The sequence below is a fragment of the Jatrophihabitans fulvus genome (assembly GCF_054781375.1).
In genome coordinates this window covers 1,368,328-1,381,332 of sequence record NZ_BAAGUN010000001.1, presented here as the reverse complement: position 1 = coordinate 1,381,332, position 13,005 = coordinate 1,368,328, and the positions used below count along the sequence as shown (strand labels likewise).

14 protein-coding genes are annotated in these 13,005 nt (G+C 74.2%); 8 read left to right on the top strand and 6 right to left on the bottom strand.

Annotation, left to right across the window (positions count from 1 at the left end):
* Positions 1-71 precede the first annotated feature (71 nt).
* Positions 72-1,619 (top strand): depupylase/deamidase Dop, encoded by a 1,548-nt coding sequence (gene dop, locus ACYVP9_RS06800; protein ID WP_460603945.1) that lies wholly within the window; start codon positions 72-74, stop codon positions 1,617-1,619.
* 33 nt (positions 1,620-1,652) lie between these two features.
* Here dop and ACYVP9_RS06795 read toward each other — a convergent pair whose 3' ends face one another.
* The 6 genes from ACYVP9_RS06795 to ACYVP9_RS06770 all read right to left on the bottom strand — a co-directional run bounded on the left by ACYVP9_RS06795 (position 1,653) and on the right by ACYVP9_RS06770 (position 7,509).
* Positions 1,653-2,207 carry a class I SAM-dependent methyltransferase gene (locus tag ACYVP9_RS06795; RefSeq protein ID WP_460603944.1) on the bottom strand — a complete coding sequence of 185 codons (555 nt, stop codon included), beginning with the start codon at positions 2,205-2,207 and terminating at the stop codon, positions 1,653-1,655.
* Positions 2,208-2,494: 287 nt separating this feature from the next.
* A complete protein-coding gene (locus ACYVP9_RS06790) occupies positions 2,495-3,757 on the bottom strand; it encodes an MFS transporter (protein ID WP_460603943.1) in 1,263 nt (420 codons plus the stop codon).
* A complete protein-coding gene (locus tag ACYVP9_RS06785; RefSeq protein WP_460603942.1) occupies positions 3,750-4,265 on the bottom strand; it encodes a MarR family transcriptional regulator in 516 nt (171 codons plus the stop codon). Before ACYVP9_RS06785 ends, ACYVP9_RS06790 begins: the two co-directional genes overlap by 8 nt.
* A 36-nt stretch (positions 4,266-4,301) precedes the next feature.
* Entirely contained in the window at positions 4,302-5,519 is a 1,218-nt protein-coding gene (locus ACYVP9_RS06780; RefSeq protein ID WP_460603941.1) for a hypothetical protein, read from the bottom strand.
* Positions 5,520-5,521: 2 nt separating this feature from the next.
* Positions 5,522-5,794 (bottom strand): DUF2277 domain-containing protein, encoded by a 273-nt coding sequence (locus ACYVP9_RS06775; RefSeq protein ID WP_460603940.1) that lies wholly within the window; start codon positions 5,792-5,794, stop codon positions 5,522-5,524.
* 32 nt (positions 5,795-5,826) lie between these two features.
* Positions 5,827-7,509, bottom strand: coding sequence for a globin domain-containing protein (locus tag ACYVP9_RS06770; RefSeq protein ID WP_460603939.1), 1,683 nt, complete (start codon positions 7,507-7,509; stop codon positions 5,827-5,829).
* A gap of 167 nt (positions 7,510-7,676) precedes the next feature.
* Between ACYVP9_RS06770 and ACYVP9_RS06765 the strand changes: the two genes are divergently transcribed.
* The 7 genes from ACYVP9_RS06765 to ACYVP9_RS06735 all read left to right on the top strand — a co-directional run bounded on the left by ACYVP9_RS06765 (position 7,677) and on the right by ACYVP9_RS06735 (position 12,996).
* A complete protein-coding gene (locus tag ACYVP9_RS06765) occupies positions 7,677-8,312 on the top strand; it encodes a pyridoxamine 5'-phosphate oxidase family protein (protein ID WP_460603938.1) in 636 nt (211 codons plus the stop codon).
* Positions 8,313-8,343: 31 nt separating this feature from the next.
* The gene (locus ACYVP9_RS06760; RefSeq protein ID WP_460603937.1) at positions 8,344-8,769 is read left to right on the top strand and encodes a hypothetical protein; all 426 of its coding nucleotides are present in this window, start codon (positions 8,344-8,346) and stop codon (positions 8,767-8,769) included.
* Positions 8,766-9,278 (top strand): DinB family protein, encoded by a 513-nt coding sequence (locus ACYVP9_RS06755; protein WP_460603936.1) that lies wholly within the window; start codon positions 8,766-8,768, stop codon positions 9,276-9,278. The genes ACYVP9_RS06760 and ACYVP9_RS06755 overlap by 4 nt, the downstream gene beginning before the upstream one ends.
* Positions 9,279-9,401: 123 nt before the next feature.
* Positions 9,402-10,322 (top strand): ABC transporter ATP-binding protein, encoded by a 921-nt coding sequence (locus ACYVP9_RS06750; RefSeq protein WP_460603935.1) that lies wholly within the window; start codon positions 9,402-9,404, stop codon positions 10,320-10,322.
* Positions 10,319-11,116 carry an ABC transporter permease gene (locus ACYVP9_RS06745; protein WP_460603934.1) on the top strand — a complete coding sequence of 266 codons (798 nt, stop codon included), beginning with the start codon at positions 10,319-10,321 and terminating at the stop codon, positions 11,114-11,116. The genes ACYVP9_RS06750 and ACYVP9_RS06745 overlap by 4 nt, the downstream gene beginning before the upstream one ends.
* Before the next feature lie 21 nt (positions 11,117-11,137).
* Positions 11,138-12,334 (top strand): sensor histidine kinase, encoded by a 1,197-nt coding sequence (locus ACYVP9_RS06740; RefSeq protein WP_460603933.1) that lies wholly within the window; start codon positions 11,138-11,140, stop codon positions 12,332-12,334.
* On the top strand, positions 12,331-12,996 hold the full coding sequence (locus ACYVP9_RS06735) for a transcriptional regulator (RefSeq protein WP_460603932.1): 666 nt from the start codon (positions 12,331-12,333) through the stop codon (positions 12,994-12,996). The genes ACYVP9_RS06740 and ACYVP9_RS06735 overlap by 4 nt, the downstream gene beginning before the upstream one ends.
* Positions 12,997-13,005 lie beyond the last annotated feature (9 nt).

The window sequence follows — 13,005 nt, the reverse complement described above, 5'->3', positions numbered from 1 at the left end:
GACACCGTAGGACCGACGGCAACCGAGCGGCTGCCGTGCCCGCTCCTACGCGCGCTGCGTAAGTTGGACCCGTGACGGTTCGTCGGGTGATGGGCACCGAGGTCGAGTACGGCGTCAGCCAGCCCGGGCAGCCCGCGGCGAACGCGATGCTGCTCTCGGCCCAGGTCGTGAACGCGTACGCCAGCACGCTGCCCGCGGGCCGTTCGCGGCGTGCGAGCTGGGACTTCGAGGAGGAGTCGCCGCTGCGCGATGCGCGCGGCTTCGACCTCGGCGGCGGCAGCGGCACGGTGGCGCAGGAGTTCATCGAGGCCGAGGAGGACGCCGGGATGGCGAACGTCATCCTCCCCAACGGCGCCCGCCTCTACGTCGACCACGCGCACCCCGAGTACTCCAGCCCGGAAGTCACCACCCCGTTCGACGCGGTGCGGTGGGACAAGGCGGGCGAGCTGGTCATGCTCGAGGCCGCGCGGCGGCTGCCGACCATGCCCGGCATCGACACGGTCGTGAACCTGTACAAGAACAACACCGACAACAAGGGCGTGTCCTACGGCGCCCACGAGAACTACCTCTGCCGTCGCGAGACCCCGTTCGTGTCGCTGGTGCGCCACCTGATCCCGTTCTTCGTCACCCGCCAGGTCGTGTGCGGCGCCGGACGGGTCGGCAAGGGGCAGGACGGACGTTCCGCCGGGTTCCAGCTCTCGCAGCGCGCCGACTTCTTCGAGGTCGAGGTCGGCCTCGAGACCACGCTCAAGCGCCCCATCGTCAACACGCGCGACGAGCCCCACGCCGACGCCGACCGCTACCGGCGCCTGCACGTGATCATCGGCGACGCGAACCTGTCCGAGATCTCGACGTACCTCAAGGTCGGCACCACCGCGCTCGTGCTCGCGATGATCGAGGCCGGGGTGCTGCCCGACGACCTGACCATCGCCCAGCCCGTCCGCGAATTGCACCTCGTCTCGCACGACCCGTCGTTGCGGCACGCGATCACGCTCGCCGACGGCCGCACCATCAGCGCGCTCGACCTGCAGGGTGAGTACCTCGACCGCGCGCGCAAGTTCGTCGACGAGCAGGGCGGCGGCGCCGAGGACGACGACGAGAACGCGCGCGCCCAGACCCGCGACGTGCTCGAGCGTTGGGAATCCGTACTCACCCGCCTCGCCGACGACCCCATGTCGTGCGCCCGCGAACTCGACTGGGTCGCCAAGCTGCGCCTGCTCGAGGGCTACCGCGAGCGGGACGGGCTCGACTGGGACTCCCCGCGGCTGCAACTCGTCGACCTGCAGTACAGCGACATCCGTCCGGAGAAGGGCCTCTACAACCGCCTCGTGTCGCGCGGCGCGTTCGAGACGCTGCTCGGCCCGGGTGACGCGCAGTCGGCGGTGTCGAGCGCGCCCACCGACACCCGCGCGTACTTCCGCGGCGAGTGCCTGCGCCGCTACGGCACGTCCGTCGCGGCGGCGTCGTGGGACTCGGTGATCTTCGACGTCGGACGCGACTCGCTCGTGCGGGTGCCGATGCTCGAGCCGTTGCGCGGCACCAAGGCCCACGTGGGCGACCTGCTCGACGGGTGCGCCACCGCCGACGAGCTGCTCGACGCGCTCAACGGCGCGCGATAGCAGCCTGCCGGCGGTCGGCCCACCGACCGTCCGTCAGATCCAGTCGGACGGGATGTGCCCGTGCTTGCGGGCGACCACCGCGAAGTACTCCAGCGGCGTCCCGGCGACGGAGCGGCGGTGCACGTAGCGGGTCTTGGACACGGTCTCGAGCAGCCCGGCCTCGACCATGCGGTCGAGCAGGCGACCGAAGTCGGTCGGCGTGTCCCAGTAGCGGTCGCGCAGGTTGAACGCGACCCAGCCGGTCTCGCCGACCAGGTTGAAGGCGGCCGCGAACGCGGCGGGCGGGATGTCGTCGAACCCGAGGGCGGCGACGCAGGTCAGCGTGTCGAACCCGGCGCTGCGCAGCGTCGTGGCCGCGGGCTCGGGAGGGTCGACGATGTCGACGGCGACGTAGTCGTCGTAGACACCCGGGCGGTCGCGCAGCGCCGCCTCGCGGGCCTCGGGCAGCAGGTCGCACCCGACGACGGCGGCCACGCCGAGCCGGCGCAGTTCCTCTCCCACCATGCCGTTGCCGGCGCCGAAGTCGAGCGCCCGCAATCGTGCGGGGTCGCCGCCGGCCTCGCGCACCGCGTCGCCGAGCAGCCCCACCAGGACCTCGGGCGAGCGGCAGCCGAGCCGCTCGACGAACAGCTGCTCGTAGAGCCCGGGAACCGTGAAGATCGACGCGTAGTCGTGGAAGCGGATGCGGTGTTCGGTGCCGTCGACGACGACGTCCGCGTACTCCTCGTTCTGGTCGAGGTCGCCGGCGTCGGGCAGCGTGATGGACAGCGGGTGGTACGGCGTGACGGTGATGGCGTGGTCCCTCCGGTCGGTGCGTGGCTCGCTGCTGGGCAGCGCATCTGAAGTCGGGTTTCAGTGCGACTTCACCCAGCACCCTAACCGGCAGGCCTGGAAGCAGCCTGCGAGACGGTGTCCGTGCGGTAACCGGTGAGTGACGGGACGCCCCGCGCCAGCCCCGCGGCCCCGGCCGCGCACAGCAGGCCGCCGACGACCGCGGCGGTGCCCGGGCCGGCGAGCGAGGCCACGACCCCGGCTCGGAAGTTGCCCAGCTGCGGGCACAGTGCCCCGACGACGTAGTTCACGGAGTTCACCCGCCCGCGCAACCCGTCCGGCGTGGCCAGGGCGACGATCGTCTGGCGCAGCACCACGCTTCCCACGTCGGCCGCGCCGGCGACGGCCAGCAGCACGAGGGTGGCCGCCGCGCCGTCCACGATCCCGAACCCGGCGAGCGCGAGGCCCCATACCGCGACCAGCGCCAGCATCGCCCGTCCGGGACGCGTCACCCGGCCCAGCGGTCCGGAGAGCACGGCTCCGGCCAGTCCGCCGACCCCCACCGCCGTGGTCATCAGGCCGAGCAGCCGGGGCGAGCCGCCGAAGCGGTCGTGGGCGACGGCCGGGAAGAGCGCGAACGGCATCGCGAGGACGGTCGCGTTGACGTCGGCGAGCAGCGCGCCCGCCACCACGCGGGTCCGCCGCACGAAGCGCAGCCCCTCGAGCGTGGAGCGCAGGCCGGCCGGCCGTCCGCCGTCCTCGGGACGCATCGCCGGCAGTCGCACCACGCCGTAGAGCGCCCCGACGAAGGACAGCGCGTCGATCAGGTAGCAGACCTTCAACCCGCCCGCGGCCGTGATCACGCCGGCGAGGGCGGGGCCGGTGACCGTGCTCGTGTGCATCGCGAGCATGCCGAGCGCGGCACCGGCCGCCACCTGGTCCGGGGGCAGCAACCGCGGCATGAAGGTCTGCCGGGCAGGCCCGCCGACGGCCCCGACGGCTCCCTGGACGCCGACGAGCGCGTAGAGCAGCCACAGCGACTCCGCCTCGGCGAAGGCCTGCACCGCGAGCGCCGAGGACACCGCGAGCGCCAGCGTCGACGTCACCAGCACCAGACGCCGCCGGTCGACGGCGTCGATGACGCTGCCGCCGAGCAGCCCGGCGACGATGCCGGGCACGGCGCTCGCCAGTCCCACACCGCCGACCGCCAGCGACGAACCGGTGATCAGGTAGGCCTGCAACGCGACGGCGAAGACCGTCATCTGCGACCCGATCGACGAGAGCACCTGCCCGGCCCAGAGCCGCCGGAAGTGCGGCGACGTGCGCAGCGGCCGGACGTCGACGAGCAGCCGCCGGACGTCAGCCACGGACGCGGGCGAGCGCGTCACGGACCTCGGCCGGCACCTCCGGCGGGAGGTCGGCGGCGGCGTCGGCGATGCGGTCGCGGAAGCGGCGCCGCAGCAGCGCCCGTTCCAGGTCGTCGATCAGCTGCGACAGCGGGTACGGCAGCTCGGCCTCGAGCGCCGCGGACGCGGCCTCGGTCGCGTCCCACTCGGCGTCGATCGCGGCCAGCCGGCGACGCGCACGCGGCGCGAGCGCGACGAGCCGTTGCCGGGCGTCCGCCCCCGGCCGCAACCGCAGGTAGCCCCGCCGCTCCATCTCCGCGACGGTCTGGCTGGCCGCCGAGTGCGAGACGCCGAGTTCGGTGGCCACCGTGCCGATCGGCACCGGGCCGGTGCGGACGATCAGGCGGATCACCGACGAGTAGCGGGTGCGGTAGTCGTCGAGGCCGAGGTCGGCGAGCGCAAGAGCCACGTCGTCGTCCATGGCCTCGATCAGGGCGCGCAGGCGGGGAACGAGCAGCGGCGTGATCACGACAGAACTATAAGCACTTGTACAAGTGCTTACACGCTACGGCCTGTCGGACGGTGCGGGCCGGGCGACCCAGGCGCTGAAGACCGGCAACCCCCGCCACGGACCCTCGCTGCCGACCGCGGCGACCACCGCGTACGGGTGGGTGAACTCCAGCTGGGCGGTGCGCACCGTCGAGCTGCGGGCCAGGCCGGCGGCCCGGACGGCGAGGGTGGCGACCGCGGCCGCCTCGAACCCGAGACGGGTGTACCGCGCCGTCGCGACCTGGCGGGCCTCGACGTCGAGCGGGGGCGCGTCCGCGGACAGCAACGCCGCCAGCGCCGCGCCGGCCTCGCCGAAGCCGAGGTCGGGGTGCTCGAGCAGGTCGAGATCGCTGTCGGCCTCCCAGGCGGCGACCACCGAGCGGACCTGCTCGCGGGGCCCCGGTGCCTCGTGCTCGGCGATCGTCCACGCCGGGCCGTCGCCGAGGGGCAGGTCGAACAACGAGGAGGCGTGGGTGACGGGCCCTCCCGCCGCCCGCTCCGTCGCCGCCTGCTGGGCGACGTCGAGCACGGCCGCGGGGTCCTCGCCGGGCGCGCCGATCGCGGACGCCACCACGAGGCCGCCGGGGGAGGACGCGGCGTGCACGCCGAACCGTCCGTGCACGATGCCGTTCCAGGTCGTCGCGCGCGGCCCGTCGGTCAGCATCGGGACCCGCGCGAACGCGGGGTCGGCGGGCGTGCGCCGCAGGATGTCCGGCGGCGCGAGCAGGTAGGGCTGTGTCCAGCGGATGCGGGTGGCCAGCGCGGTCGCGAGCACCACGAGCACCGGCGCGGACGGGTCGTCCAGCTCGAGCGGGAAGCGTTCGACCAGGCCGAGGGTGTGCTCGCGGGTCCACCGGTCGGCGGTCGCCTGGTCGGGCACGGCGCCGGTGGCGGCGACGCCGGCGAGCGAGGTCGCCAGCCGCCGCAGACCCGGACCGCTCGCCGTCGGGTCGCTCCAGACGGCGGCGGCCGCGACCAGGTCGGCCGGCGGTTCGGCCAGCAGCACCCGCGCCCGCTCGTGCGCGAGCTCGAGGTCGCAGCCCAGGGCGGCCGACAACCGGTCGCGGGCGGCACCGGTCGCGGACGGGCCGATCAACGCGAGCAGCAGCCACGCGCCCGCGGGCGAGCAGACGGCGTGCTCGCCGCCGATGACCCGGTGGAAGCGGGTCGCGTAGCGCGCGATCGGGTCGTCGGCGCCCCTCGGCGCGGGGCCGGGTCGCCCGCGGCCGATCACCCTCAGGTCCGGGCGTACCGCTCGGCGGCGCGGGCGCGGGCCTTGGCGGCCTCGACGTCGCGGTCCTTCGGCGGCGCGGTCGTCGTCAGCGACTCGAGCAGGTGGCGGGTGATGTGCGCGATCTCGTGCACGGCGGCGTCGAACGCCTCCTGGTTCGCCTGGGACGGCTTCGTGCTGCCGCTGACCTTGCGGACGAACTGCAGCGCGGCGGCGTGCACCTCGTCCTCGGTCGCCGGCGGCTCGAAGTTGTGCAGCGTTCGGATGTTCCGGCACATGCGCGCCACTGTGCCACGCGCAACTGCGCCGGTCAGCCCCGCGCGACGCCCCGTGCCGTGTCGGCGTCGTACTGGTCGAAGTGGATGCGGGAGCTGAGGACGCCCCGTCCGACCAGGCCGAAGATCGTCGTCGAGATCATCGTGTCGGGGCCGGACACGAGGACGTCCACCCCGAGCTGCGCCCAGTCCTTCAGGGTGGGCACGACGTCCTCGACCTTGCCGCGCAGCCCGGTGTAACCGGGGTCCTGGGCGACGACGCCGTGCACCTGCACCTGATCGGCCCGCCCGGCGGCGTCGACCGCGCGGGCCAGCTGCTCGGCCGGGTAGAGGTCCGCGGCGGTGCGGGCGCCGACGAACACGTGCACCGGCGGGGTGTCCGGCCGCGCCAGCAGCGACTCGACGACCGCGGTCACGGGGGCGGCGCCGGTGCCGGCGCACACGCACAGCAGGCCACCGGGCCCGACCGTCCCCGGTTCGACGACGAGGTCGTTGCCCCGCGGCGGTCCCAGCCGCACCCGGTCGCCGACGGCCGTGTGCATGACGAGCGCCGCCGACACGCCCGTGGCGTCGACCGCGCGCACCTGCAGGTCGAGGGTGTTGTCGGCACGCGGAGCGCTGGCCACCGACATGCGGCGCCACTCGTGCGGGCGGCTCGCGAGCTCGACGGTGAGGTACTGACCCGCCTTGAACAGGTACGGCTCGTCGGGTTGCAGGCGCAGCACCGCGAAGTCGCGCAGCGGCCGTTCGTGGCCGACCACGGTCGCGCCCCAGCTGGCGGGCTCGTCGCGGTGGGCGAGGGCGCCGTCGATCATGATGCTGGCCAGCCGGGTGTAGCTGCCGAGCACGGCGCGCTCGACCTCCGGCGTCCAGTGCTCGCCGAGCAGGCCGCGCCAGGCGTTGACCAGGGCGGTCCCCGCGACGTCGTAGTGGCGGGGCTCGACCGCGAACTTGCGGTGATCGGCCCCGAGTTGCGCCAGGTGCGCCGACAGCGCGTCCGGGTCGTCGGCGACGACCCATTGCACGAGCGCCCGCCCGAAGTCCTCGCGCTGCGCGGTCATCCCCGCCGGGAACATCCCGAACGCCTCGTCGCCCAGCAGCAGGAACAGCTCGGCGTAGAAGTTGCCGACGAGCTTCGCCGGCCCGCCCGCGTGGTCGGCGACGCGCTGCCACGCCTCGCGCACGACGCTGCGGTCGTACGGGCGGGGCAAGGGTGAGTACGTGGCCGGCATGACCAGCGCCGCGCGGCGACGGTCGGCCTGGCCGACCACGATCCCGGCGGCAGGCGGGGTGGTCCGCTCGCGGGCGGGGACCGGGTCCGGGTCGGCCGCCGCGGCGACGGTGCGGTCGGGGTCGGACGGTCGCGGCCCACCGGACGGGGACGGACGCGGGCCGTACACGGCTGCCGGCCCGAAGCCCGCCGCCGGGTCGGACGGTGCGGGCTCGGACGGTGGTGGCTCGGACGGCGGTGGCTCGGACGGCGGGGGCTCGGACGGCGGGGGATCGGACGGCACGGGGTCGGGGGAGATCTCGACACGCATCAGCTCGCCGGTGGCGGGATCGGCCTGGTGCCGCGGCCGCGGTACGACACCACCGACCGACACCGGGGCACCGACAGCGCCGACGGCACCGACCGTGCCGCCGTACCCGGGCGCACCGCCGGTCCCGCCACCCCCGTCGTCGGCGTGGCGCCGACGGAACCTGTCCCGAAAACCCATCCGATGCCTCCAGGTCACGTTCAGGTTCACTTTACGGACGGACCCCCGTCCGGGGTAGCTTCGTGATCGACGGTCGTCGCGGCGACCGAAAGTGGTCGACGGTCCGACGGTCGGCAGCTGTCGGAGCCTTCCCGGCCGGACGAACGACGCGACACACGGGGGTCGACGTGACGCCAGCACCGTTGCCCGGGTCCGAGGGCGAGCACATGCTGCAGCAGGCCTACGGCACGTCCGAGCGGGCGGAGCGCTTCTACCAGGACCAGGTGCTGGACGTCCTCACCCCGCGGATGGCCGAGTTCATCGCCGTGCAGACCCAGGTCGTCGTCGCCAGCGCCGACCCCGAGGGCCGTCCGGACGCGTCCGTCCGCTTCGGCGAACCGGGATTCGTGCAGATGATCGACGCGCGCACCCTCGCCTGGCCCGAACTGCGCGGCAACGGGGTGATGACCACCCTCGGCAACATCGCGAAGAACCCCTGGGTGCACCTCATGTTCCTCGACGAGATCGAGCGCATCGGACTGCACCTGCGCGGCCAGGCCCGCATCCTCGAACCCGACGTCATGGCCGCGGAGCACCCGGCGGTGGTCGCGGTGCCGATGACCGGGCGGCCGCCGGAACGCTGGGTCGTGCTGCAGCTCGAGACCGGCTACATCCACTGCCGCAAGCACTTCCCGCGTGCCGACGCGCCCGTCGACTGGGGAACCGACGACGTGCGCGCGAAGGGCGGCGACTACTTCGGCGCCAAGGACACGCCGTCGCCGTGGTCGCCACGGCCGCCCCGCGGTCCGCAGAGTCCCGCCTGACCGCACCGGCCGCGTGCGGCATGCTGCACGGGTGGCTTCCCCCGACACGGCCGCCGGACGTTCGACCACCGTCACCACGCTGCACCGCATCGAGGCACTGCCCGGCGAAGGCCGCTACGCGGTCGGCTTCCGGCGTGCGGACGGCGGTGAGCAGAGTGCCGTGGCCCAGCTCGACGCGTCCGGCGCGGTGCACCTTGCCGAGTCGGCGCTGCCGGCCGGTCTGCCCGTGACCGCGGTGAGCGCGACCGTCGCCGCGGTCGCGGCGTTCGACGCCGCCCGCCGCGCGGCGACTCCGTCCGGGGCCGTGCTGCGCGACGTCGAGGGCGGCTGGGACGTCGGCCTCGGCAACGTCGTCCTCGGGGCGTCCGGCAGGCCCGAGTGCACCGCGCACGGCGAACTCGTCGACGAGGGCGGCGTGTGGGTGTGCGCCGAGTGCGGCGCGCGGGCGCTGCTGTGAGCTGGACCGTCCCGTCCTCAACGGAACCCGGCGGCGCGACCACCGGTGACGAGCGCGCGATCCTGCTCGGGTACCACAGGTGGCAACGCACCGCCCTGCTGCGCATCTGCGCCGGGCTCACCGCCGAGCAGCTCGCGTCCCGGCCCCTCGCCTCGACCGCGCTGTCGCTGCAGGGACTGATCCGCCACTACGCCAAGGTCGAGCGCATCTGGTTGCGCACGAGGGTCGCGGGCCAGGACGTCCCGCCGCTGCTCGGCGGGGCCGGCGACCCGGCCGACTTCGACGACACCGATCCGGCCCGGGCGGAGTCCGAGGTGGCGGCGCTGCAGCAGGAGTGGCGGGACGCGGATGCGGCGGTGGCGCACGTCCCGCTCGACCACGAGATCGTCGTGCACGGCGAGACGCTCTCGCTGCGCATGGTCTACGTGCACCTGATCGGCGAGTACGCCCGCCACAACGGCCACGCCGACCTGCTGCGCGAGGCGATCGACGGCGTCACCGGTCGCTGACCGGCATACCTCCGAAGGCGTACGCGGATCGTCGATCGTGGCCGCGCGACGGACGCGCATCGCCCTGCTGCCTCCCTAGCGTCGGCGACGTCCTGTTCCGACGACAGACGCGGAGACCGATCCATGATCGAGGTCGAGGGCCTCACCAAGCGCTACGGCGCCAAGCTCGCCGTGGACGACCTGTCCTTCACCGTCCCACCCGGCACCGTGACCGGCTTCCTGGGCCCGAACGGCGCCGGCAAGTCGACGACCATGCGCATGATCGCGGGGCTCGACACCCCGACGTCCGGCACGGTGCGCGTGAACGGCGCGACCTACCGTGACGCGCGGGCTCCGCTCGCCGAACTCGGGGTGCTGCTCGAGGCGCGGGCGGTGCACACCGGGCGCTCGGCCCGCAACCACCTGCTCGCCCTGGCGCAGACCGCAGGCCTCGGCCGTCGCCGCGTGACCGAGGTCATCGACCTCGTCGGTCTCGGTGAGGTCGCCGGCAAGCGGGTCGGCGGGTTCAGCCTCGGCATGGGGCAGCGCCTCGGCATCGCCGCCGCGCTGCTCGGCAACCCGCGCACCGTCGTGCTCGACGAACCCGTCAACGGCCTCGACCCCGACGGCGTCCGCTGGGTCCGCACCCTGCTGCGCACCCTGGCGGACGAGGGCCGCACCGTGTTCGTGTCGTCGCACCTGATGTCCGAGATGGCGCAGACCGCCACCCGCCTGGTCGTCGTCGGACGCGGCCGCCTGATCGCCGACAGTACGGTCGAGCAGTTCGTCGCCGAGACGACACACGCGTCGGTGGTGGTCCGCACCCCCGCCGCCGACCGGCTGCGGGAGCTGCTGCTCGCCCCCGACGTCACCGTCCGCAGCGACCATCCGGACGTGCTCGACGTCACCGGCCTCACCAGCGAGCAGATCGGCGACGCCGCGTGGCGCGCCGGGTTGCCGCTGCACGAACTGACCACCCGCCGCGCCTCGCTCGAGGACGCGTTCATGTCCGCCACCCGCGGTGCCGTCGAATACGCCGCGACCGCCCAGGGAGGCACCCGATGACCACGCTCACCGCACCCGAGCCCCGCACCCTCGCCGGCGCCGTCACCTTCGGGCGGATCGTCCGCTCCGAGTGGACGAAGTTCCGCAGCCTGCGTTCGACGTGGTGGGCGCTGGGGGTCGGCCTGCTCGTCTCGGCGGGGGTCGGCCTGCTCGCGGCCGCCGACGGGGGAGGTTCCGGGCGCCGGACGCCGACCGAGATCGCCGAGACCAGCCAGTTCGGGGTGTTGCTCGCGCAGCTGGCCGTCCTCGTGCTCGCCGCGCTGTTCGTCACCGGCGAGTACGGCACGGGGATGATCCGCTCGACGATGACCGCCGTGCCGCGGCGGGTCCCGGCGGTGCTCGCCAAGATCGTCGTGCTCGTCGGCGTGCTGCTGCCGACGACGTTGCTGACGTCGCTCGCGACGTTCACGCTCACGGACGCCGTGGTGGATGCGACCGGCAAGGGCAGCGCCTCGCTGACGGACGACGGCGTCGCCGTGATCGTGCTCGGCGGCCCGCTGTACCTGGTGGTCGCCGCCGTGTTCGCGGTCGCCGCGGGCACGGTCGTGCGCAACACGGCGGCGGCGGTCTCGGCGCTGGCCGGGTTGTTCTTCGTGGTGCCGGCCGTGGCCGGGCTGGTCGCCGGTGTCCGCGACATCGCGCCCGTGCTGCCGTCGAACGCAGGAGGAGCGCTCAGCCACCAGACCCTCGCCCGGCACCCCCTCTCGGGCGGCATCGGCTTTGCGCTGTTCTGCGCATACACGGCAGCGCTGCTTCTCGTCGCGCTCGTCCGGTTGCGCCGCACGGACGTCTGAGCCGCTGGCAGACTGCCCTCGATGGACCTCCTGACACCGAGCACGCCGCTGCGCGGGCGCCCACGCCGGTCGTGGGTGTTCGACGTGGTGGTGACGCTCGGCGTCGGCGCGACCTGGCTGGTCACCGCGGCGTCGAACTCCGGACCCGTGGTGCTCCCCGATCTCGTCGTCGGAATCGTCGGCGCGGCCCTCGTGCTGCCGCTGCTCGTCCGCCGGGTCTGGCCGGTGCCGGTCTTCGCCCTGCTGTACGCCGTCGGAGCCGTCGCCGGCTGGTGGCTTCACTACTCCGTGTTCAGCGCGACCTACCTGGTCGCGCTGTACACGGTCGCCGCGAACCGGCCGCGGCGCGAGACGCTCGCCTGCGCCGGCGCGCTGGTCGTGGCGACCACGGTGTGGTCGTGGCACGTCACCGAGCAACCGGACCAGGAGTGGCCGTTCGCGGCCGTGTTCCTCGCGGTCGTGGTCGGAGCGGTCACGGCGTTCGGCCTGTACATCCACACCCGCCGGGCGCTGTTGCTCGAGCTGCAGGAACGCGCCGTCCGCCTCGAGCACGAGCGCGACCAGCAGGGCGAGCTGGCGGCAGCGGCCGAACGCGCCCGCATCGCCCGCGAGATGCACGACGTCGTGGCCCACCACCTCACCGTCATGGTCGCGCTCGCCGACGGCGCGGCCGCGCAGGCGACCCGCACCCCGCAGCAGGCCGAACGGGCCATGCGGACGGTGTCGGCCACCGGACGTCAGGCGCTCACCGACACCCGCCGGCTGCTCGGCGTGCTGCGCGAGGCGGCGGTGGCCGGCGCCGAGCCCGTCCGCTCGCCGTTGCCCGGGCTCGCGGAGCTGGACGATCTCGTGACGGGCGTGCGCGCCGCCGGACTGCCCGTGCGCTACGAGGTCGAAGGGGAGCGACCCGAGCTCGACACCGGGACCCAGCTCGCCGTGTTCCGCCTCGTGCAGGAGGCCCTGACCAACACGATGAAACACGCGGGAACCGGCGCGTCGGCGTGCGTGCGGCTCGGCTTCCGTCCGGACGAGATCCGCGTCGACGTGTCGGACGACGGCCGTGGCACCGGTGCGCCGTCCGCGGGTGGCCGCGGCCTCTCCGGCATGCGCGAACGCATGGCCGCCGTCGGCGGCCGGGTCACGTCCGGACCCGGGCCCGCCGGTGGCTGGCACGTGGCGGCCCGGGTGCCCACGACGACGGGCGGGGGAGCCGCGTGATCCGCGTCGTGCTGGTCGACGACCAGGCCCTGCTGCGCATGGGTTTCCGCATGATTCTCGAGGCGGAGGCGGACCTCTCGGTCGTCGGCGAGGCCGCCGACGGCGACGACGCCGTCCGCGTGGTCGAGCGCACCCGTCCGGACGTCGTGCTCATGGACGTCCGCATGCCCGGGACGGACGGCCTCGCCGCGACGGCCCGCATCACGGCGGGCGGCTCGGGCGCGCGCGTGGTCGTCCTGACCACCTACGACCTGGACGAGTACGTGCACGCCGGCCTGCGTTCGGGCGCGAGCGGGTTCCTGCTCAAGGACGCCCCGCCCGCCGAGCTGCTGAACGCCGTCCGCACGGTGGCGGCGGGCGACGCGGTGCTCGCGCCGGCCGCGACGCGCCGCCTCATCGAGCGCTTCGCCTCGCTGCCCGACGAGCCCGGGCAGCACCACGGTGATGCAGCCGGGGTGGCCGACCTGACCGAACGCGAGCACGAGGTGTTCCGGCTGGTCGCGGCGGGCCTGTCCAACCGGGAGATCGCCGAACGGTTGACCGTGTCCGAGGGCACCGTGAAGGTGCACGTCAGCCGGCTGCTGGGCAAGCTCGGCGTGCGCGATCGCGTGCAGGCCGTGGTGCTGGCCTACGAGCTCGGCGTGGTGCGCCCGGGCGGGTGAGCCAGACTG

What these genes read in the sequence shown, in the direction of transcription:
- ACYVP9_RS06775 (WP_460603940.1), bottom strand. Translation starts at nt 5,794, where the DNA reads ATGTGCCGGAACATCCGAACGCTGCACAACTTCGAGCCGCCGGCGACC.
- ACYVP9_RS06770 (WP_460603939.1), bottom strand. Translation starts at nt 7,509, where the DNA reads ATGGGTTTTCGGGACAGGTTCCGTCGGCGCCACGCCGACGACGGGGGT.
- ACYVP9_RS06750 (WP_460603935.1), top strand. Translation starts at nt 9,402, where the DNA reads ATGATCGAGGTCGAGGGCCTCACCAAGCGCTACGGCGCCAAGCTCGCC.
- ACYVP9_RS06745 (WP_460603934.1), top strand. Translation starts at nt 10,319, where the DNA reads ATGACCACGCTCACCGCACCCGAGCCCCGCACCCTCGCCGGCGCCGTC.
- ACYVP9_RS06740 (WP_460603933.1), top strand. Translation starts at nt 11,138, where the DNA reads ATGGACCTCCTGACACCGAGCACGCCGCTGCGCGGGCGCCCACGCCGG.